Annotated in this window: 20 protein-coding genes and 1 pseudogene; 8 read left to right on the top strand and 13 right to left on the bottom strand. The window is 70.7% G+C overall.

What is annotated here, in order from left to right; genetic code table 11:
• Positions 1-179: 179 nt before the first annotated feature.
• From IF06_RS0127370 to IF06_RS0127390, 5 genes are all read right to left on the bottom strand, one after another.
• A complete protein-coding gene (locus IF06_RS0127370; protein ID WP_030274448.1) occupies positions 180-788 on the bottom strand; it encodes a hypothetical protein in 609 nt (202 codons plus the stop codon).
• Positions 779-1321, bottom strand: a complete 543-nt coding sequence (locus IF06_RS0127375; protein WP_013283652.1) for a hypothetical protein — start codon at positions 1319-1321, stop codon at positions 779-781. Before IF06_RS0127375 ends, IF06_RS0127370 begins: the two co-directional genes overlap by 10 nt.
• Positions 1322-1422: 101 nt before the next feature.
• Positions 1423-3771 (bottom strand): sodium-translocating pyrophosphatase, encoded by a 2349-nt coding sequence (locus IF06_RS0127380; protein ID WP_013283651.1) that lies wholly within the window; start codon positions 3769-3771, stop codon positions 1423-1425.
• Between the two features lie 321 nt (positions 3772-4092).
• On the bottom strand, positions 4093-4530 hold the full coding sequence (locus IF06_RS0127385) for an ATP-binding protein (protein ID WP_013283650.1): 438 nt from the start codon (positions 4528-4530) through the stop codon (positions 4093-4095).
• Complete coding sequence (locus tag IF06_RS0127390) at positions 4530-4880, bottom strand: STAS domain-containing protein (RefSeq protein WP_013283649.1); 351 nt, start codon at positions 4878-4880, stop codon at positions 4530-4532. The genes IF06_RS0127385 and IF06_RS0127390 overlap by 1 nt, the downstream gene beginning before the upstream one ends.
• Positions 4881-4971: 91 nt before the next feature.
• Between IF06_RS0127390 and IF06_RS0127395 the strand changes: the two are divergent.
• From IF06_RS0127395 to IF06_RS0127405, 3 genes and pseudogenes are all read left to right on the top strand, one after another.
• Positions 4972-7356: pseudogene (locus IF06_RS0127395) on the top strand (DEAD/DEAH box helicase); the annotation flags it as partial.
• A 401-nt stretch (positions 7357-7757) separates the two neighbouring features.
• Positions 7758-7964 (top strand): hypothetical protein, encoded by a 207-nt coding sequence (locus IF06_RS0127400; protein WP_013283647.1) that lies wholly within the window; start codon positions 7758-7760, stop codon positions 7962-7964.
• Positions 7965-8165: 201 nt separating this feature from the next.
• Entirely contained in the window at positions 8166-8744 is a 579-nt protein-coding gene (locus IF06_RS0127405; protein ID WP_013283646.1) for a hypothetical protein, read from the top strand.
• A gap of 53 nt (positions 8745-8797) precedes the next feature.
• Here the strand turns inward: IF06_RS0127405 and IF06_RS0127410 are convergent, their stop codons facing one another.
• The 7 genes from IF06_RS0127410 to ssd all read right to left on the bottom strand — a co-directional run bounded on the left by IF06_RS0127410 (position 8798) and on the right by ssd (position 13915).
• Positions 8798-9244, bottom strand: a complete 447-nt coding sequence (locus tag IF06_RS0127410) for an Rv3654c family TadE-like protein (protein WP_420063444.1) — start codon at positions 9242-9244, stop codon at positions 8798-8800.
• A 44-nt stretch (positions 9245-9288) separates the two neighbouring features.
• Positions 9289-9717 (bottom strand): TadE family type IV pilus minor pilin, encoded by a 429-nt coding sequence (locus IF06_RS0127415; RefSeq protein WP_013283644.1) that lies wholly within the window; start codon positions 9715-9717, stop codon positions 9289-9291.
• Positions 9718-9779: 62 nt separating this feature from the next.
• Positions 9780-9947, bottom strand: a complete 168-nt coding sequence (locus IF06_RS33270; protein ID WP_084588853.1) for a DUF4244 domain-containing protein — start codon at positions 9945-9947, stop codon at positions 9780-9782.
• A gap of 23 nt (positions 9948-9970) precedes the next feature.
• Positions 9971-10699 carry a type II secretion system F family protein gene (locus IF06_RS0127425; protein WP_030274455.1) on the bottom strand — a complete coding sequence of 243 codons (729 nt, stop codon included), beginning with the start codon at positions 10697-10699 and terminating at the stop codon, positions 9971-9973.
• A complete protein-coding gene (locus IF06_RS0127430) occupies positions 10699-11607 on the bottom strand; it encodes a hypothetical protein (protein WP_030274456.1) in 909 nt (302 codons plus the stop codon). Before IF06_RS0127430 ends, IF06_RS0127425 begins: the two co-directional genes overlap by 1 nt.
• Complete coding sequence (locus IF06_RS0127435) at positions 11604-12815, bottom strand: TadA family conjugal transfer-associated ATPase (RefSeq protein WP_030274458.1); 1212 nt, start codon at positions 12813-12815, stop codon at positions 11604-11606. Before IF06_RS0127435 ends, IF06_RS0127430 begins: the two co-directional genes overlap by 4 nt.
• Positions 12812-13915, bottom strand: a complete 1104-nt coding sequence (gene ssd, locus IF06_RS0127440) for a septum site-determining protein Ssd (protein ID WP_030274460.1) — start codon at positions 13913-13915, stop codon at positions 12812-12814. Before ssd ends, IF06_RS0127435 begins: the two co-directional genes overlap by 4 nt.
• Before the next feature lie 379 nt (positions 13916-14294).
• On the opposite strand from ssd, the gene IF06_RS32350 reads away from it, so the two are divergent.
• Entirely contained in the window at positions 14295-14858 is a 564-nt protein-coding gene (locus IF06_RS32350; RefSeq protein WP_232236778.1) for a hypothetical protein, read from the top strand.
• A gap of 42 nt (positions 14859-14900) precedes the next feature.
• A complete protein-coding gene (locus tag IF06_RS0127450; protein ID WP_030274463.1) occupies positions 14901-15869 on the top strand; it encodes a phosphotransferase enzyme family protein in 969 nt (322 codons plus the stop codon).
• Between the two features lie 115 nt (positions 15870-15984).
• Here IF06_RS0127450 and IF06_RS33275 read toward each other — a convergent pair whose 3' ends face one another.
• Positions 15985-16527 carry a very short patch repair endonuclease gene (locus IF06_RS33275; RefSeq protein WP_084588854.1) on the bottom strand — a complete coding sequence of 181 codons (543 nt, stop codon included), beginning with the start codon at positions 16525-16527 and terminating at the stop codon, positions 15985-15987.
• Positions 16528-16589: 62 nt separating this feature from the next.
• Here IF06_RS33275 and IF06_RS0127455 point away from each other — a divergent pair, with 62 nt between their 5' ends.
• The 3 genes from IF06_RS0127455 to IF06_RS33285 all read left to right on the top strand — a co-directional run bounded on the left by IF06_RS0127455 (position 16590) and on the right by IF06_RS33285 (position 21005).
• Entirely contained in the window at positions 16590-17687 is a 1098-nt protein-coding gene (locus tag IF06_RS0127455; protein WP_036311689.1) for a DNA cytosine methyltransferase, read from the top strand.
• Between the two features lie 177 nt (positions 17688-17864).
• Positions 17865-18836 (top strand): NaeI family type II restriction endonuclease, encoded by a 972-nt coding sequence (locus IF06_RS33280; RefSeq protein ID WP_198039688.1) that lies wholly within the window; start codon positions 17865-17867, stop codon positions 18834-18836.
• 162 nt (positions 18837-18998) lie between these two features.
• A complete protein-coding gene (locus IF06_RS33285; RefSeq protein WP_084588856.1) occupies positions 18999-21005 on the top strand; it encodes an ATP-binding protein in 2007 nt (668 codons plus the stop codon).
• Positions 21006-21403 lie beyond the last annotated feature (398 nt).

The raw sequence follows: 21403 nt of genomic DNA on the forward strand, positions 1-21403 counted from the left end.
GCGCCGTCCGCGTTCCGGGTTTCGTGGGCGGCAAACGGGCCGCCCTCCCGGCGACCGCCGGCCGCACCCTGCCGGACGGCGTCACGGTACACCGTGGGTAGGGCGACAGGCGGGTCACTGTGACGATCGCGTACCCCCGGCGGAGCCCTCCCCGGGTGTCCGGCTTCGGACAGCGGCGGTCAGCCCCGGGAGCCCGGCCAGTCCGCCACCGGCGCCGTCGCCGGCCGTTCCCCCACCAGCTCGGCGAGCCGCGACATCCGCCGCCCGCCGATCCGGAACGCGGGCCCGCCCTCGTCCGGCTCCACGAACGCGGCCGGCAGGCCGACCGCCGCCAGCGCGGCGCGGACCACCGGCCAGGACGGCTCGTCGGCCGGTCCGAGCCGCAGCCGGAATCCGGCCGGCTCGGCCGTGCCGGCGGCGGCCGCCCAGAGCCGCAGCCGCCGCCCGTCCAGGTGGAAGCGGGCCGGTGGCCGCTTCGCCGCGCCGCGCAGCCAGGCCCGCGCGAGCGGCGCCAGCATGCTCGTGTACGCGGTGCGCACCCGGTGCCGCCCGTCCTCGGTCGGCTCCCAGCTCGCCGGCACACCCCGGGCGCCCAGCTCGGCCACCAGCACGTGCACCCGCCAGGCGGCGTCGACCACCACGGAGATCCGGGCCGTGCCGCCCATCCGCCCCACCTCACCCGGCCCGGCGAGCAGGCCGGCGAGGTCCGCCAGCGCGGGATCGGCCGCCTCGGTGGAGAACAGCGAGGGCTGGCGGGCCGGTTTCGGGGTGGGAGGGGTCAGCGACACTCCGGGACCTCGTCGAAGGCCTCTTTCAGCTCGGTCGAGTTGAGTTTGCTGGTGTCCAGCGCGCTCGCGTCGTACTCCTTGTTGAGCGTGTCCACGGCGGCGCGCACGCCGTCGTAGAACGGACCGGCCTGGGCGGTGTCGAGCCGGTCGATGGCGGACCGGGCCCGGCCGTACGCGTCACGCATCTTGCTCAGCGACCCCAGGAACCCGGCGGACACCTCGGCGCCGCGTTCGGCCTCGGGCACGCCCGCCTCCTCGACCTTGCGCCGGGCCGTCTCGCTGGCCTGCTCGGCACCGGCGAAGAGCCGGACCAGGTTCTCCTTGGCCTGCGCCGGGGTGGTCTGCGCGGTCATCTGCTGCTGCGTGCTGCTGGTCAGTTTGGAGATCTCCGCGCGCCACGGGGTGAGCGCCTGGCACACCGACGCGGCCCAGACCCGGGGGTTGGGACCGCCGCCGCACCCGGCGACCACGAGGACCAGCGTGGCCAGGACCACCGTGAGCTTTCCGGCGGTTGCCGCCCGGCGCGTACGCATGCGATGCAGCGTACGACCTCCGGGCGGAACCGCCACCGGTCAGGTTTGCCGGGCACGGGGCTCCCGGCCGGCCGGGGCCGGCCGGGAACCGTCGCGTGCGATCAGGCGTTCACCGTCTCCGGACGCTGGTCCGGGGTGCCGGCCCCGCTGTCCTCGTCGGTCATCGCCACACCCTTGCGCTTGCTGAACACCACTGCGGCCGCGATGATCAGCGCGGCCACCACGGCGATCGTGATGCGCAGCGCCGGGTTCTTGTCGTCGCCCACGCTCCAGGCCACCACGGCCGGGGCGATCAGCAGCGAGACCAGGTTCATCACCTTGATCAGCGGGTTGATCGCCGGGCCGGCGGTGTCCTTGAACGGGTCACCGACGGTGTCGCCGATGACGGTGGCGGAGTGCGCGTCGGAGCCCTTGCCGCCGTACGCGCCGTCCTCCACCAGCTTCTTGGCGTTGTCCCAGGCGCCACCGGAGTTGGCCAGGAACACCGCCATCAGCGTGCCCGCGCCGATCGCGCCGGCCAGGTACGCGGCCAGCGCGCCCGGGCCGAGGCCGAAGCCGACAGCGATCGGGGCCAGGATGGCCAGCAGGCCGGGGGTCATCAGCTCGCGCTGCGCGTCCCGGGTGCAGATGTCCACGACCTTGCCGTACTCGGGCCGCTGGGTGCGGTCCATGATGCCGGGCAGCTCGCGGAACTGGCGGCGTACCTCCATCACCACGGCGCCGGCCGAGCGGGAGACCGCGTTGATGGCCAGGCCGGAGAAGAGGAAGACCACCGCCGCGCCGATGATCAGGCCGACCAGGTTGCGCGGGTTGGACACGTTGAGCGAGTTGAGGATCTCGGTGCCGACGTCGCCCACGCCCGCGTCCTCGTACGCCGAGCGCAGCGTGTCGGTGTACGAGCCGAACAGCGCGGTGGCGGCCAGCACCGCCGTGGCGATCGCGATGCCCTTGGTGATCGCCTTTGTGGTGTTGCCGACGGCGTCCAGCTCGGTGAGCGTCCGCGCGCCGTGCTCGTCGATGTCGCCGGACATCTCGGCCACGCCCTGCGCGTTGTCGGAGATCGGGCCGAACGTGTCCATCGCGACGATGACGCCGACGGTGGTGAGCAGGCCGGTGCCGGCCAGCGCGACCGCGAACAGGGACAGCGTGATCGAGCTGCCGCCGAGCAGGAACGCGCCGAAGACGCCGGCGCCGATCAGCAGCGCCGAGTAGACGGCTGACTCCAGGCCGACGCTGATGCCGGCGAGGATGACGGTGGCCGGGCCGGTCTGCGAGCTCTTGCCGATGTCCTGCACCGGGCGCCGGTTGGTCTCGGTGAAGTAGCCGGTCAGCGCCTGGATCGCGGCGGCCAGCACGATACCGATCACGACCGCGCCGATGGCGACCAGCCGCGGGTTGCGGTCGACGTCGGTCAGCCCGCCCTCCAGCTCGGCGAACGTGGCCGGCAGGTACGCGAACGCGGCGATCGCGACGAGCACCGCGGCGATCAGCGCGGACAGGTAGAAGGCCCGGTTGATCGCGGTCAGGCCGTTGCGGTCGCTGGCGCGCAGCCGGGTGATGAAGACGCCGACGATCGCGACCAGCACGCCGATGGTGGAGATGATCAGCGGGAAGACCAGGCCGGTCTCGCCGAACGCGGCCCGGCCGAGGATCAGCGCCGCGACGAGCGTGACCGCGTACGACTCGAACAGGTCGGCGGCCATGCCGGCGCAGTCGCCGACGTTGTCGCCCACGTTGTCGGCGATGGTGGCGGCGTTGCGCGGGTCGTCCTCCGGGATGCCCTGCTCGACCTTGCCGACCAGGTCGGCGCCGACGTCGGCGGCCTTGGTGAAGATGCCGCCGCCGACCCGCATGAACATGGCGAGCAGCGCGGCGCCGAAGCCGAAGCCCTCCAGCACGGTCGGGGCGTCACCCCGGAAGATCAGCACGACCAGCGCCGCACCGAACAGGCCGAGGCCGACGGTGAGGAAGCCGACCACGCCGCCGGTGCGGAAGGCGATCTTCATGGCGGCCTCGCGGCCGCCTTCCCGCTCCCGCGCGGCCGCTGCCACCCGCAGGTTGGCGCGGGTGGCCAGCCACATGCCGGCGCCGCCGATGAACGCGCTGAACAGCGCACCCACCACGAAGAACGCCGAGCGGCCGGCCTTCACCAGCGTTTCGTTGCCGTCGGTGTCGTGCACCGGCAGCAGGAAGAGCAGCACGACGGCGATCACCACGAAGATCGCCAGCGTGCGGAACTGCCGCAGCAGGTACGCCGACGCGCCCTCCTGCACCGCGCCGGAGATCTCCTGCATGTTGGTGGTTCCCTTACCGGCCGCCAGGACCGCCCTGGTGAGGGCGGCCGCGAAGACGAGCGCCACCAGCGCGATGACCGCGGCGATGACGACGTACGTCACGTTGGCTCCGGTAAGGGACAGTGCGCCGCCGTCGGCGGCCAAGGTCCCGGACATCTATGTCCTCCTGTACCGAACAACTCGCGCCGACCTGTGGAGACGCACGGGCCGACGCCTGGATGCGGACTCGCAAGCGCGCGCCGACCCACTCCGGCGGACCAGCGATGAACTCCCGTTCCCGCTGGCTACGGGACGGGATCACTTGCTGACAACCCGCGTACTGTAGCCCTCTGGCGTGGCGGAGGTCACACCGAGGGGGCACCGTGTCTCGATGATCTTCGTAACTGTGTTATGCGAAGAAATCTGATATATGGCGCGGCCAATACGACGAGGCCGCGCTCCCCCTTCGGGGAGCGCGGCCTGCGTGTGCGTTTCGGGTCAGGCGCGGCCGGCCGGCCAGGACATCCGTACCTCGGTGCCGACGCCGTCGTCGACCGGACGGACCTGGAGATCCTCCACGAAACCGGCGAGCAGCGCGAAGCCCACCCCGGTGGTGAGCGCGTCCTCGCTGAGCGACTCCTTGGCCAGCTCGTCCGGGCCGAGCGCGGCCAGGCCGAGGCCCGCCTCGATCGGGGCCCGGTCCACCACCCGGACCGTGTAGCCGCCGCCGTCGGACATCTCCACGTACACCGGGTCGGCCAGGCCGTACTGCCGGTGCAGCGCGACCGCCCGGGTGCACGCCTCACCGATGGCCAGGCGCACCTCGTCCAGCAGGTCCTCGCGTACGCCGGCCCGCCGGGCCACCGCGACGCCGACCAGGCGGGCGGTGCGCACGTGCACCGGGGCCGGAGAGAAGGACAGCTTGACGGTCGCCATCACGCGCCGGTGGAGTCGGCGGCGATGGCCGCGTCGACCGTCGGATGCAGCGGGAAGACCTGGTCCAGGGCGGTGATCCGGAAGATCTTGAGCAGCGGCTCCTTGTCGCAGACCAGCGCGAAGGAGCCACCGGCCGAGCGCAGCCGCTTGAGCGCGCCCACGAGCACACCCAGACCGGTCGAGTCGAGGAAGTCCACCCGGCCGAGGTCGACCACCACGTGGCGGGCCCCGCCGTCGATCAGCTCCAGGAGCCTTTCCCGCAGGCGGGGGGCGGTGTAGACATCCACCTCACCACCGACCTCGAGCACCGTGTGCTCCCCCACGGCGCGGGTCGCCAGCGACAGCTCCATCGGTCCCTCCTCGGTAAACTCTCCTGGGCATCTAACCATCTCCCCGTGCGGCCCCCTCGGTCACCGGCCACGCCCTCCCCATACCCCCACCCTGCGGTTCCCAATTCCGAACACCAGTGCGAGAGTGCAGGACGTGACCGACCACAGCCCCGGCCCGCGGCGTGCGCCGGGCGAGCTGCTGCGCCGGCTGCGGCTGCGTCACCCCACCGACCCGGTCACCCACGTCGAACGCGTCCCGGCCCGCGCCGGCGAGCCCGCCGGGTGGCCCGGCTGGGCGCCGGAGGAACTGAGGGCGGCGTTCGCGCGGCGCGGCGTCACCGCCCCGTGGCGGCACCAGGCCGAGGCCGCCGAGCTGGCGTACGCGGGCCGGCACGTGGTGGTCGCCACCGGCACGGCGTCCGGCAAGTCCCTGGCGTACCAGCTTCCCGCACTGAGCACGCTGCTCGCCGACCCGCGCGCCACCGTGCTCTACCTGGCGCCGACCAAGGCGCTCGCCGCCGACCAGCTCCGCGCCGTCGCCGGTCTCGAACTCGACGGGGTACGCCCCGCCACCTACGACGGGGACACCCCGCGCGCCGAACGGGAGTGGATCCGCCGGCACTCCCGGTTCGTGCTGACCAACCCGGACATGCTGCACCACGGCATCCTGCCCGGGCACGCACACTGGTCCGGGTTCCTGCGCCGCCTCGCGTACGTGGTGGTCGACGAGTGCCACACCTACCGGGGCGTCTTCGGCTCACACGTCGCGCACGTACTGCGACGGTTACGGCGGCAGTGCGCGCGCTTCGGGCGTACCCCCGTCTTTCTGCTGGCCTCCGCCACGTCGGGTGACCCGGCGGCGGCGGCCGAGCGGCTCACCGGCCTGCCCGTCACCGCCGTCACCGAGGACACGTCGCCGCGCGGCGGGGTGACGTTCGCGCTCTGGGAGCCGCCACTGCTGCCGCCCACCGACTCGTCCGTCGACGCCGACCTCGTCCAGGTCCGGCGCTCCGCGCTGCGGGAGACCGCGGACCTGCTCGCCGACAGCGTGGTCGAGGGGGTACGCACGCTCGCGTTCGTGCGGTCCCGCCGGGGCGCCGAGGTGGTCGCGGCGAACGCCCGGCGGTCGCTCGACGAGGCCGTACCCGGGCTGGGCGACCGGGTTGCCGCCTACCGGGCCGGCTACCTGCGCGAGGAACGCCGCGAGCTGGAACGGGCGCTGCTGCACGGCGACCTGCTCGGGCTCGCCTCCACCAACGCGCTCGAACTCGGCGTCGACCTGGTCGGCCTGGACGCGGTGCTGATCTGCGGCTGGCCCGGCACCCGCGCGTCACTGTGGCAGCAGGCCGGGCGGGCCGGGCGCTCCGGCGACGAGGCGCTCGCCGTGCTGGTGGCCCGGGACGACCCGCTCGACACCTACCTGGTGCACCACCCGGAGGCGCTGTTCGGGCGGCCGGTCGAGGCGACGGTGCTCGACCCGGCCAACCCGTACGTGCTCGCGCCGCAGCTCGCCTGCGCCGCCCACGAGTCCCCGCTCACCCCGGCCGACCTGGACCTGTTCGGTGAGGGTGCGAAGGAGGCGGTGGACTCGCTGGTCGAGGCGGGGGCGCTGCGGCAGCGGCCCACCGGCTGGTACTGGCGGCACCGGGAACGCCCCGAGGTCGACCTGCGCGGCGAGGGCGGCGCCCCGGTGTGCGTGGTGGAGGAGTCCACCGGCCGGCTGCTCGGCACCGTCGACGGCGGGTCAGCGCACTTCCTGCTGCACACCGGCGCGGTCTACCTGCACCAGGGCGTCTCGTACGTGGTCGACTCGCTCGACCTGGCCGACGGGTGCGCGCTCGTGCACGCCGAGGAGCCGGACTGGTCCACCCACGCCCGCGACGTCACCTCGCTGTCGGTGGTGTCGGTCCGCTCGTACGTGGACGCCGGGCCGGTCGGGCTGTTCCTCGGCGAGGTGGACGTGACCAGCCAGGTGGTGTCGTACCAGCGGCGGCGCATCGCCACCGGCGAGGTGATCGACACCCGCCCGCTGGACCTGCCCGCGCGGGAGCTGCGCACCGTCGCGGTGTGGTTCACGCTCTCCCCCGAGTCGCTGACCGCCGCCGGTGTCGAGGCGGCTGACGTGCCGGGCGCGCTGCACGCCGCCGAGCACGCCGCCATCGGCCTGCTGCCGCTGATGGCGACGTGCGACAGGTGGGACATCGGCGGGCTGTCCACCGCCCTGCACCCGGACACCGAGGCGCCGACCGTCTTCGTCTACGACGGCCACCCCGGCGGGGCGGGTTTCGCCGAGCGGGCGTACGGCACCGCCGCCGCCTGGCTGCGCGCCACCCGGGACGCGATCGCCGAGTGCGGGTGCGAGACCGGGTGCCCGTCGTGCGTCCAGTCCCCGAAGTGCGGCAACGGCAACAACCCGCTGGCCAAGGCGGAGGCGGTGAAGGTCCTCGACGTGGTGCTGACCAACCTCGCCACGGCCGGCGGCGAGGCGGCGGTGGCCGGCCCGGAGGCGGTGGCCGGCCCGGAGGCGGCGGCCGGCCCGGAGGCGGCGGCCGGCCCGGAGGCGGCGGCCGGCCCGGAGGCGGCGGCCGGCCCGGAGGCGGCGGCGCCCGCCCAGCTCAGGCGGCCGGTGCCCCACCCGCCTGACCGCACCGGGCCGATTGGGGCTGCCCGCCGCCACTTCGGGGAGGTTGCGGTATCGACAGGTGCTGGACCCCGCCACTTCCCCGAACTGGTGTCGATCAAGCTGGGCCGTGCGGCTCCGCGGGTGCCCAGGTGTCTGGTTGGTGGGACGGGTGCATGAGGGTAGAGCCGGCGGGGCATTGATGTATGGGAGCGCTTCCATGCATCATTTCGGTAGCGCACAGGTGACCCGAGACCCGTCCCGCCGGAGGTGCCGCCGTGGCCGACACGATCGCCGAGACCGTCGAGCTGCTCTACACCATCGACCAGGAAAACCTCACGCCCGACCAGCAGATAGCGCTGGGCACCGCGATGGCCACGCTCGCCCAGGCGGAACGGCTGGAGCAGATCAACGAGCGTCTGCGCGGCATCCATCAGGTGCTGAACAGCTGGGCGATGAAGGCCACGGTCGACGGCGGCCGCTGACCTTGCGTCCCGCCTCCACCTCCGGCCCGCGGTCGCGCAGTCCCGGCCCGCGCCGGTCACGGCAACGGCGCCATGCTTCGCCTCATGCCACCGTGCGGCTCCTGCGTGCGGGCCCGTCCGTCCAGGCAGCGGTGGGTGCGCTCGGGCGAGCGGTCGTCGGCCCGCTGTGCAAGACTCCGGCGACCCCTCGAAGGAGAGCCCATGTCGCCCGACAACCTGCAGGCCCAGCACCGGTTCATCATCCGTCAGCGACTCCGGATGATGGTCAACCAGTACGAGGTGCACTCGGTCGCGCCCGACGGCTCCGAGGGTGGGCTGCTCGCGTTCGCGCAGCAGAAGCGGCTCGCCTTCAAGGAGCAGGTGACCATCTACACCGACGACTCCAAGCAGTACCCCCTTCTCGGCTTCAAGGCCCGTCAGCGGCTCGACCTCGGCGCCACCTACGACGTGACCGATCACGCGGGCAACCCCATCGGGCTGTTCCGCAAGGACTTCGCCCAGTCGCTGCTGCGCTCGACGTGGCACGTCGAGCAGCCCGGCCTGCCGCCCGCCACCGGGCAGGAGCGCAGCCTGCCGGTCGCGCTGCTGCGCCGGTTCGTTGACTCGCTCTCCTGGCTGCCGTACCACTTCGACTTCATGGCCGGCGGCCAGCCGGTGTTCTCGGTCGACCGGAAGTGGGGTCTGCGGGACCGGTACAACGTGGAGATCCAGCACCCGCAGATCGACCGTCGGCTGGTGATCGCCATGGCGGTCGGACTGGACGCCCTCCAGTCCCGCTGACCTGCGGCACTCGGGCCGGCCCGGCTCTCGGTTCCGGCACTGGCGTCCGCCCGTCAGGACCGGGCCGGCCCGGCCCGGGACGTCGCGACGGCGTCCCGGGTCAGCCCCGGCAGCGGGGCGACGCGTACCTGCGCCGTGACGATCAGGTCGAGTCCGTCGGCCCGGCACCCGGTCATCCGGCCGCCGTTGGCCGAGACCAGGTCGGCGGCGCGAGCGCACGCGACGTCGGCTCCGTCGAGCACCTGCACGGCACCGGCCAGCGCCCCGAAGTCCGCCGCGTTGCGGGCCTGATGCCGCGCACACCGGGCCGCCCCGAGCGCGGCGCCGAACACCCCGACCAGCACGAACACCATTCCGATCGCGAGCAGGCACACGGTCGCGCCGCCCCGGTCGGTCGAGGACGTCCTCACACCAGGCTTCCCACGCTCCCCTCTCCCCGCAGGCCCGCCCACCCGAGATCTGCTCGCCCCGCGCCTGCTCGGGTCGGCTCGGCCTCCCACGACGACCTGGCGGAAGGACGAGTCGGCCCAGGCACCGCCGGCTCTCACGGCACCGGCCCCGGCGCTCCGGGTTCCACGGCGGCCACCGCCTCCGCCGCCACGACCAGCCGGGGCAGCCGCGTACCGAACGTCCGGACCGGTGCCCGGACCGTCGCCGTGACCCGATCGCCTGTCACAGTCACCGACACCTCGGCGCCGTCCGGGGCGTACCGGGTTGCGGCAACCGTGCCGGGCTCGCCCCGGGCCGCCGCGAGCGCCGCCTCCCGGGCCGCGTCGACACACGCGACCCGGGTACCCACAGCGTTCACCGCGGTCAGACCGGCGACGAGGAGCAGCATGAGCGCCGGCAGGCCGGCCGCCAACTCGGCGGTGAAGGAACCCCGCTCGCACGCGGCCCACAAGCGCCACCGGCGCCGCACCTCCCCGGCCCGGGTGCCGACGGCGTCCCGGGTCGAGCCGGGCTCGGTCGACACGTCGAGCGGGACTGCTGGTTCGTGGAGCCACCCACCACCACGGCCGGCCCACCGGCGCCCGATCACTTCAGGGCCCGGTCGATGACGGCGGTCAGCGCGGACTGCACGTTGCCGGAGGTGAGCACCTTCAGCAGGATCCCGGCGAAGGCGACCGCGGCGAGGGTGCCCACCGCGTACTCGGCGGTGTTCATACCGGCGTCACCCCGCAGGCGGATGAGGAGCTTGCGCATGTCGTACGTCCCTTCTCGATGGTTCACAGCACGTCGCCGAGCACGGCGACGATCACCGGCACCAGACCGGCGAGAATGAAGGCGGGCAGGAAGCACAGCCCGAGCGGCAGCACGATGAGCACGCCCGCGCGGCGGGCCGCCGCCTCGGCCGAGGTCGACCGTTCGGCACGCAGGTCGTCGGCCAGCCGGGTCAGCGCGCGAGCCAGTGCGGCGCCGCTGTTCGACGAGCGGACCGCCGCCGCGACCACGGGTTCGGCCCCGGTGACGCCTTCCAGGTGCGCCCAGGCCTCGCCGGGGCTGCCTCCGAGCCGTAGCGTCCGGCCGACCCGGCCGAGCCGGTCCGCGAGTGGCCCGCCGAGCGCCTCGGCGACGGCGAGCACCGAGCGGTCGACCGGCGCGCCCGCCCGCAGCGCGGCCGCCAGCAGGTCCGCGGCGAGCGGCAGATCGGTCGTCTCCCGCAGCCGCCGTTCCCGGGCGGCGCGCGGCTCGATCCGGCGTAGCAGACGGTCGGCGGCGGCACCGGCCAGCAGCCCGAGGAACACGCCCGTGACACCGCCGACCACCACCGCCACCGCGATTCCGGCCAGCGCTGCGCCGAGGCGTACCCGATCCGGCCACCACGCCGGGCGAGCCGGCGGCGGCGTCGGAGCGAGCCGGCGCAGCCGCCGTGCCGGGCGGACGACCGGACCGGCGACGACCAGGAGCGACGCGGCGCCGCCGAGACACACGGCGGCCAGTACCTGCCGTGACATCAGGCGGCCCGCCCGGGCGTGACGCCGAGTCGCTCGGCCCAGAGCAACCCGCCGACCTGCAACACGACTGCCGCCACCGCACTGCCGGCACCCACCGGCGTGTGCAGGAGCACCGCCACCGGGTCCACCCCGATGCCGTAGCCGAGACCTATGCCGCCGAGCGGCAGCGCGGCGAGCAGCCACGCGGTCGCCCGAGCCCCGGCGGCCTGGGCGGCGGCAGCGGCAAGGCCCCGGTCGGCGGCGCGGGCGTCGGCCTCGATCCGTTCCAGCAGATCGGCCAGCGGCGCACCCGTCTGGTCGGCCAGTCTCCCGGCGGCCCGGGCCAGCCGCGCGACGCGTCCCGGGCCGTCGTCGACACCGCCGTCGACGGGTAGCCCGGCCCGCAGGTCGGCGGCGACGGCGGCGAGGCGGTCCAGATCGCGGCGGTGCGCGAGGGTGGCCGTCCGGTGGGTACGTCGGCGCAGCACCGCCCGGGCCGCGAGCACGCCGTAGGTGGCGAGCACCAGGGCGGCCACCGGACCGCCGAGCAGTGCCCCGGTCACGGCCCCGCACAGCGCCGCCACGGGCAGCACGCGTCCGGCGGAGAGCGGCAGCGCAGGAGCCGACGCCGGAGAGGATGTCACCGGAACCGGCACGAGGCCCGTCCATCGCCGTACCTGATGCCCGACACCGGGTCGACGCCGTTCCCGGCCCCGGCCGGGAGGCCGTGCGGACGCCTTCGGCCCGGCGTCGAGCGGACGTCGTCGCAGGTCCGGGGATGCTGGACGTGCGCCCTTCACCCGCTCGACCGGGATGTCCGCACTGCCCAGGACCGCCAGCCGCCGGGCGCGAGCGGCCCGTACCGGCCAGGCGACGGCGACCGCCGCAGCCACCAGGAGCAGGACCGCCGGCCAGAGGTGGCCGGTCACGACGGTTCTGCCGGACCGGGCCACGCCGCCTGGAGGATCGGCGGTACCGGCGCTCCCCGCTCCCGCAGCAGGCCGGCGAGCAGCAGGGCCGCCGGGGCAAGACCCCGGCCGCGCGCCCAGGCCGGAACCACCGTCACCACCCGGTCGGGCCCGTCGGGCAGCAGCAGGCCGATGGAGTCGAGGACGCGCCCCTCGCCGGTACGGCGGAGCTGGAGGACGACCTGCAACGCGGCGGCGACCTGGGCGTGCAACGCGAGCCGGGGCAGGCCGCCGAGCATCCCGAGCGCCTCCAGCCGGGCCGGAACGTCGGCCGGGGCGTTCGCGTGCAGCGTTCCCGCCCCGCCGTCGTGGCCGGTGTTCAACGCGGCGAGCAGGTCGACCACCTCGGCGCCCCGGCACTCGCCCACTACCAGCCGGTCCGGCCGCATCCGCAGCGCCTGCCGGACCAGGTCGCCGAGCCCGACGGCTCCGGCGCCCTCGACGTTCGCCGTCCGGGCCTGCAACCCGATCACGTGCGGGTGCACCGGGCGCAGCTCGGCGGCGTCCTCCACCAGCACGATCCGCTCGGTGCCGGGCACCAGCCCGAGCAGCGTGTTGAGCAGCGTCGTCTTGCCGGATCCCGTGCCGCCGCTGACCAGGTACGCGAGGCGGGCCGCCACGAGTGCGGCGAGCAGCGGGGCGATCGGCCGGGGCACCGTGCCCCGCTCGACGAGTTCGTCGAGGGTGAACGGCCGCTGCCGGAAGGTACGCAACGACAGGTAGGGCCCGTCGGTCGCCACCGGAGGCAGCACCGCGTGCAGCCGGGTGCCGTCGGGCAGGCGCGCGTCGGCGTACGGGGAGGCGTCGTCGAGCCGGCGACCGGCCGCCGAGGTGAGGCGCTGCGCCAACCGGCGTACGTCGTCGAGCGTGCCCAGCGGCACGGCGACCTGCCGTAGCCCTCGTCCCCTGTCGACCCAGACCCGCACCCCGTTCACCAGCACGTCGGTGACCTGCGGGTCGGCGAGCAGCGGTGCCAGTGGACCGGCGCCGACCAGGTCGTCGTGCACCCGGTCGGCGATCCGCAGCAGCGTGGTGTCGCCGAGCACCGCCGTCGCCGGTTCGGCGCGTACCGCCGAGACGATCGCCGCGGGCGTGACCGGGGTGGCCTCGGCGGCGAACCGGTGCCGGACCCGGGCGGCCAGGTCCCCCGGGTCGGCCGGCGCGGTCATGCCGCACCCGCAGCCGACGACTCGACCAGCTCGTCCACGATCCGCTGACACAGCGCGGCGAGCGGCCCCTTCCCGCTCGCGCCCGGCGCCTCACCCCGCTCCAGCCCACGGCACAGCCCCGGCTCGGGTCGCAGCGTGCCGGCGAGCGGCAGCCCCAGCGCCCGGGACACCTCGGCCGCGCGCAGCCGACCGGGCGCCGGACCACGCACGATGACCGACAGGTCGACGCAGTGCGGCGCGGCGACGGCGGCGACCCGGGCCGCGGCGGCCGCCGCCCGCAGCTCGGCCGGTACGACGAGCAGCGCCCGGTCGGCGGCCTGGAGCGCGACCACAGCCGCGTCGTCGAGGTGCCGGGGCAGGTCGAGTACGACCAGGTCCCGCCCGCGTCGGCCGGCGTCGACTGTGGCGGCCATCGCCTCGGCCGGCAGGTGCCGCAGGTCGCCCCGGTCCCAGGAGAGCACCACCAGGTCGCCCCGGCTGGGCAACGCGCGGATCAGCGACGGCGGGTCGACCCGCCCGTCCGTGCCGGCCAGCTCCGGCCAGCGCAACCCGTCGAGCTGCTCCCAGCCGAGCACCAGATCGAGACCGCCGCCGAGCGGGTCGGCGTCGACGAGCAGCGTGCGGAGCCGGGACCGGGCCGCGCTGACGGCGAGCCCACCGGCAAGCACGCTGGCTCCGGCGCCGCCCCGGCCGCCGAGCACAGCCACCACCCGGCCCTGACCCGGGCCCGCCGGACCGGCCACGCACTCGGCGAACCGGTCGACCAGCCAGGGCTCGGCCGCCGGCAGCGTCGCGACGTGCTCCGCGCCGATGAGTTCGGCCAACTCCGTACCCGGATCGAGCTCTCCGGAGCGACCGACCAGGACCGTGCGGGCGCGGCGGGGAAGGCGCGCCCGCAGGCAGGCCGCCGCCTGGTCGGCGCCGATGAGCACCAGCGGCGCCGGCGCCCAGCGGGCCCGGGCGGCGGCCGGGTCGGCCGCCAGCTCGACCTCGGTGCCGCCGGCCGCCGCGAGTCGCAACAGCTCGTCGAGAAGGTCGCCGTCGGAGGTGACGAGCAGGGGCAGGCGACGGTACGGCGGGAGCGGGGTACGGGGCGGCATGGCGGCCTCCATCGGTCGGACTCGGACGTGCCGCGGTGCAGCCTGCCCGGCCGAGGGATGCGGGACCGGTGCCCTGTGGACAACGGAGGGCGTTGTGGACAGACCTCGGTGGCCCGGTTGATCTGCTATGTGCCGGAGACGGAGGCAACGAGTGGCCCGTCGGCCATTGACGACAGGGATGATCAGTAGCGGATAATCGGGGCCCCTCGCCGCTCGATGAACGGCACCGGCTTGCGGAATCGAGGCCATGACCGATTCACCGCACCCCCTCACGCCCCCCTCGGTACGACCCCACTCACGGTCCGCCCCAACGGCCGGCGGCGAGATCTGGCTCCGCGATACGTCGCCGACGTTGCTCGCCGCCATCGCAATCGGGCTCGTGGTCGTGGTACTGGCGAGCATCGTCAGCGTCTTCGCCACGCCGCGTCGCCCCGACCTCCCGCCGCCGCTCGAGGGCCAGGCGATCCTGGCGTCCCCGACGAGGGCGGGGTCGGTGACGGAGACGCCCGCCGAGTCCTACGCGCCGCCGTCGGTGTCGTTCTCCAGCCGCGCCGTCGCGCCCAGCCGCACCGCCGCACCGACCCGCCGCCCCACCCCGAGCAGCCGGCCGACCTCGCCGAAGCCGTCGATCCCCCGGTCGAAGCCGCCGGTGGTCGGCCCGGGGGAACTGGCCCCGCTACCGGCCTCGCGTGAGTCGCGGCTGCGCTCGCACGGCGGTGGCCCGTCGACCTTCATCGACTTCGTCAACAGCCACGGGTCGACAGTCGTGGTCCACTGGATCAACTACGACGGCCGTCGACAGCAGTACGCGGTGCTGCGGCCCGGGCAGTCCTACCGGCAGCAGACGTACGTCGGTCACCCGTGGGTCGTGGCCGACGAGCGGGGCCGAGGCTTGGTGTGCTTCGAGCCGGACCGGCAGACGCTGCGCGCGGTGATCCGGTAACTCCCTTGCCCGGCCCAGCCAGCGGCTGCGACGCTCCGCCGGGTGATCGACAAGCCGGACATCGACGAGCGGCTGCTGGCGGCCGAGGTCGCCGCCGCCTGGTCGGTGGACGTCGTCGACCTGGCGTTCATGCCGGTCGGCCTCGACGGGCACGCGTGGGCGTACCGGGTGGAGACGTCCGACGGCGGGCGCTGCTTCCTGAAGGTACGCCGCGGCGACTTCACTCCGGCCGCCGTCCTGCTGCCCGGCTTCCTCCGCGCGCGGGGCCTCCGGCAGGTGGTCGCGCCGCTGGACCTTCGCCTCGATGGCGGGGTTGCACGTCGGTTCGGGGACTACCGACTACTGCTCTACCCGTTCCAGGACGGCGACAGCCTGTGGGGCCGCGGTCTCACCGACCGCCAGTGGACCGAGTACGGCGATTTCCTGGGCCGGCTGCACCGGGTCACGCCGAGCGCTGAGGTAGCAGCCGTCCTGCCGGTCGAGACGTACCGATCGAGCGCGGGCGACCGACTGCGGACCCTCGGCGGGCAGGCCGCAACGAGCGAGGTCCTGGGCGCCTTCTGGGAGCGGTACGGTGCCGCGCTGCGCCGATTGGCGGAGACTGTCGACGACCTGGCGTCGCGCGTGACGCCGGGACAGCACGTCATCTGCCACGCCGACATCCATCCCGGCAACCTGATCGCCGACGGCGACGGTCCGCTGCACGTCGTGGACTGGGACGCGCCGATCCTCGCGCCGCGCGAGCGGGATCTGATGTTCGTCCACAGCGCCGACTTCGGCGAGCACCCGATCGACGCGCACCGGGCTGAACTCTTCCGCGAAGGCTACGGGGCGCTGGAGCCGGACCCGGTCCTGCTGAGTTACTACCGCGGCGAACGGCATCTCGACGATGTCGCCGCGTTTCTGGGCAGCATCCTCAGTCCCGAGGCGAGTGCGAAGTCCCGGGCCAACGATCTGCACTGGCTCATCCGCATCGCCGAGGCGGTCGCCGACCCCGGCTACGCGCCCTGAGCTGACGCGGAACGCTCGTCCCGCAAAGGGACGACCCCCGTCGGGGGGATGCGGTCTCAAGCTGTCGCGTGATGTCGGGCGGTGGCAGCCAGCAGCGACGAGCAGGCGTCGGAGGTTATCGGTTCGCGTCCGGGTCCGACCCGCGTCGACGCTTGCGCTGCCTTCTTGCTGCCTCAGAGTCAAGTCCTCGGAGGTTAACGCGCTCGGTCAGGCGTTCGTCGTGCTGGTCTGGCGGAGTGCTGCGCAACGCACGCACTGTGCTGGCGATCCTGCCAGCGGCTTGATCGGAGGGTTCATGCTCCCAGACTCGGACGACGGTCCAGCCCGCAGCTTCCAGGACTGCGTTCGTCTCAACGTCTCGTCGACGGTTGGTAGCGACCTTCTCCGCCCAGAACTCTGCGTTGGTCTTCGCAACCGTGTGATGTTCGGGACAGCCATGCCAGAAGCATCCGTCGAGGAACACGGCGAGTCGGAGCCGAGGAAAGACCAAGTCGGCCGTCCGGCGAACAGCCTTGATGGGGCGTCTGCCGACGTAGAAACGAAGTCCAAGGGCATGAACGGCCTGCCGCAGACGCACTTCAGGCTTGGTGTTACGCCCCGTGTTCGCCTGCATGCACTTTCGTACCGCTGGCGAAGACGCCCAGGATTGATCAGACATTTGTTCTATTCCACCGGTGCGGCTAGGGGATTCTCACGTGAGCGGAGGCTAGTATGTCGCGGATGAGCGACAGTCCCAGCATGATCGACCTCTTCGCAGGATGCGGCGGCATGACCGTCGGCTTCCACGCGGAGGGTTACCGTCCCGCGCTCGCCGTCGAGTGGGACCTGGCGGCTGCCGCCACGTACGCGGCCAACTTCGGAGAGTCACATACCCACTGGGGAGACATCGCCGAGGTAACTGAGGAGAAGATCCCGCAGGCCGACGTGATCATCGGCGGACCTCCTTGCCAAGGCTTCTCGAACCTGGGCAGCAAGGACGTGGACGATCCTCGGAACAAGCTCTGGAAGGAATACCTGCGGTTCGTAGTGACGGCTCGACCACAGGTCTTCGTCATCGAGAATGTCGAGCGGTTTTCGAAGAGCAGCGAGTTCCAGCTTCTGCTCGACGAGGCCGACCACGGCATCATTAAGGAGTACCAACTCACCCCCGGGGTCCTGCTCGCCGCTGACTACGGTGTAGCGCAACGCCGTCCACGCACCATCGTGATCGGCTCGCGAGTCGGCAAGATTCCCCTTCCGTCACCGACCCATGCGAAGGTCCCGACGGACGGACTGAAGCCGTGGGAGACGGTGCGCAGCCGCATCGCAGGGCTAGACGAACGGCCGGCCACGACGGAACTGCCGCAGACGACGACGGAGTACTTCGGCCAACGCATCCGTGGGGTCTTCAAGGGAAGTGAGATCCACTTCGGGCGTAACCCCACGCCGCTGTCCCTGGACCGGTACGACCACATCCCACCTGGTGGCGGCCGCTTCAACCTCCCTGACCATCTGCTATCCAGATGCTGGCGGGAGAAGAAGACCGGGACGACGGACGTCATGGGACGCATGCGCTGGGATGCCCCCTCGCTGACTATCCGCACCGAGTTCTTCAAGCCCGAAAAGGGTCAGTACCTACACCCGCAGTGGGATCCCGAAGACCCCACACGTCGGGTCAACCGCGTCATCACGCACTACGAGGCGTCCCTGTTGCAGGACTTTCCCAAGGAGTACCTGTGGTGCGGGTCGAAGACCGAGATCGCGAAGCAGATCGGCAACGCCGTCCCGTCAGGTCTCGCTGCGGCGATCGCTCGGCACATCAAGCCTCGGCTGACCTGACGCGGCAGCCAGCGAGCATGGCACGTTGACCTAGGGAAGCATCGCCGGCAATCTCCGTGGATGCCATTTCCACAAGATCCGCTCTTCCTGGCTGAGGCAGCGGAGGAGCCGGCGACTCTTCGCACACGTTTACGACGCCTTCGACCTCCTCGCCCCACCAGCAAGGACCGACCGAAGGTGGCCTACGGCCCAAAGCCCTTCGTCACCGATGCCAGACCCCCTACACGCGACGAAGATCCCGAGCTGTGGGCCGTCCGCGACGCGCTCGTTGACCTGGACCCCGACGGCGTCCGCACCGGCTACGCGATCCGCGAGGCGCTTGACCAGATCTACGACGGGCAGCGCACCGGCCGCTGGGACTACACGCAGCTGCTAAAAACCGAGAAAACCCATATGGGCACACTCGTCGAGATCTGGCTTCAGCGAGAGTTTTGTTTCGAGGACGGCATCGATCTGGACTACCTGATCGCAGGCGTCGACGTCGACTGCAAATGGTCACTCAACCTCTACGAATGGGAAATTCCAATTGAGATGTACAGATATGGAGCGAAAGTAGCACTCGTCGTCTGGGGCAACGACTACACGGCTCGCTGGGCGGCTGGGCTGATCCGCATTTCAGAGGCGGATCTGAGAGAAAAAGGCAAGCAGCGCGACGGCAAGCGCAAGCTCAATGATCACGGCCGGGACCGTATCCTCTGGCTTCATCGAGAGGCCGAGCTTGTCAAGAATACCCTATTGCACATCCCAAACCCCGCGAAGCTAGACAGCATTGTCTATGCCGACAGCGGCCAGACTGCCGTCAACAATCTGTTCCGAGAACTCACCGGCGAGCTGGTCAATAGGGCAACAGTTCTGACCGCGGCACAGCAGGTTGACAGCGCTAAGCGGGTTCGTGACGCACGTAAGCATCTCCGGCCCGATGGCATCGTAATCTTCGGGCATTACAACCCTCACCCACGCATGGCGGCTGAACTGCACCTACCGATACCAACCTTGGGCAGGTTTGTCAGCACACGAGTAGCTCCTTGGAGGACGGGCGACCCAGAGCCTTACACCGAAATTCAAGGGAATAGATGGCGACGTGCTCGCACCTCGGACGCGATCACGCCGGCGCCCTTGCTGCCACGTCAATCAAGGGAACAGAGCTGAGCATACCGGCAAGAAGGAGGGGTGGGGCGATGCAATCTGTCGCCCACCTCGACTGCATCAACACAATTCATCCCTTTCTTTCCCAAATCGCACATCTCTGCCACGACTGAGCCAGAATGCGAAGCGGAAGGCTCCTTACCCAAGGGCTTGTAAGCGTCTAACATGGACGGCTACCTGACTCATACGAGAGTGGTGGCGCACTTGGAAGCCAAACTTCGAATCGAGTTCCACGGCAGGGTCATCGAACACCTTGGCATCGACATGTACCAGTCTCCGGTAGCAGCCATTGCGGAGCTGGTTTCCAATGCCTGGGATGCAGATTCTACGGTCGTCGACATCTCGCTTCCGAAGAACGTACGAGACGGCGCAGAAATTAGAATTGCCGACAACGGCGATGGCATGACATTGGAGCAATGTCAGGATCGATACCTAAAGGTAGGTTACAACAGGCGCAAGGACAGAAACAGCGACAAGACCACGGCAGGCAGGCCCGTTATGGGTCGCAAGGGAATTGGGAAGTTTGCCGGTTTCGGAATCGCTTCATTAGTGCGGGTCGAGACAGTCAGCAAGGAAACCGGCGAGAAAACCGTTTTTCAACTTGACGTGGAAAGGCTGACCGGCGCTGGCGACGGACCAGAGAGCCGACGCCCCATGGAAGTCGAGGTGCTTCAGTACCTTCCGCCCGACGAGACTCGCAAATCCGAGCACGGGACGAAACTGGTTCTATCGCAGCTAACCATGAAGCAGACGCCAAACCCTGCCCAGTTCCGCAGGAGCATGGCGCGACGTTTCTTACTGCTTGAACGCGCTGATCAATTCTCAGTCCTGGTAGACGGAGTCCGGATATCCGAAGATGAGGACGCAGAGAAGATCCAGTTCGACTTTCCTTCAGCATACAAGGACGAGGAGATGCCTCCTGGTCTGGTTATCAATGATGGCTGGGGAGAAGAAGTGCTTAGCAATGGGCAGCACATCCGCTGGCGCTTCGTTTTCTACCGCGACACTCTTTCTGACGAGGACCTGTCCGGTATCGCGGTGTTCAGCCACGGAAAGCTGTCACAACGACCATTCTTCTTCAATCTAAGTGGCGGAATCGGCGGCCAGCAAGCACTCAGCTACATGTCGGGGAGAGTGGAGGCAGATTACATCGATGATCAAGAAAAGGACCTAATCTCAACAGAGAGACAACGGATTAATTGGGATGCTGAGGCCGCACAGCCCCTCCTGGACTGGGGGCAGAAGCGGGTCAAGAACCTGCTTTTGCGATGGCAGGAGCGAAGAGCCGAAGATAAGGTCAAGAAGATCAACCTAAAGCTTTCCCCCTTCTCGAACAGGCTTCAAAAGCTTGAATCTCATGAGAGGAGGATCGTCGATCGAGCACTAAAGGCTATAGCGAGAATATCGGTCCTATCTGACGATGATTTCGCTCAATTGGCAAATGCCATCCTTTCAGCTTGGGAAGGCGGCCGCCTCCGCGAATTGATCGACAAGCTGTCGCAGACCGCTGAGCTAGATGCCGAAGTGCTCGTGAAGATTCTGGCAGAGTCGCGGGTCATGAATGCACTGCATGCGGCTGAGAGGGTGCGGGTGCAGCTCAACCTAATTGCGGGCCTTGAAGAGAGGATCAAGAATAAGGAACTTGAGAATGCCGTGCGTGACTATATCGCCGAGAACCCTTGGATGATTTCCCCCGAGTGGGACACATATAAAGTCGAGAAGAGCCTTAATACGATTGCGCGGGATGCAGGCACTCACACTCTGGATCAGATGGACGGCTGGGACCGGAGAATCGATTTGCTACTGTCTTCCAATGACAAGGTCTTGGTCGTCGAATTCATGCGTCCAGGCCTAACCGCCAACTGGGATCACATTAGTCGCTTCAAGCAGTACGTCCTAACTCTGCGAAACTCCATTTATCCAAGCACTGCCGGGATCTTTAAACATGTCCAAGGCCTGATGGTTGCGGACAAGCTTGACAGCCAGGGGGCGATCCGGGAGGAGATCGACGACCTGAGGTCTCGGGGTATGGATGCCACCGACTGGAATGGACTGCTCTACAGCTCCAAGAAGCGTTGGCAGGACTATTTTGACATCCTGGTTGATCGGGCCCCGGATGATGAACGAGTTCTTGCTCTCGTCGACAGTGCGGGCAGTGAAGGCGAAGCTTGAGATTCGCTCAGCTTTAGCCTATTTCCATCCCGTCTGCCCTCGACCCGCCCTGCTGGGGAGCGGGCCGCCGCCCGGCCCGCCACGTCAAGCGGACCTTGACATACGTTCGGACGCTGGCGGGTCGGGCGGTGGTCTGCTCGGCTTGCTCGGGTCGATGGCAGACGGGATGGCCTACCGCAACCACCCACGGACCTGGACCCGCCGACGGAGCCCCGGCCATCCTGGAGCCGGAGCGCCCCCGCCGGAGGCGCAGTAGCCGCAACCCCCGACTGCCGCCAGCTCGCCGACGCGGCCGGCGTGCGCTCCCCTACGCCGCGCGGGCTTGTGGCCGCGCGGCCCGGCCGGCTGCCGGCCCACCCTCACCGGTAGACGCCCCTGTCGTTCTGCGGCGGCCCCTT

Origin of the sequence: Micromonospora globosa, from assembly GCF_000717585.1 — a bacterium.
GTDB lineage: Bacteria > Actinomycetota > Actinomycetes > Mycobacteriales > Micromonosporaceae > Micromonospora > Micromonospora aurantiaca.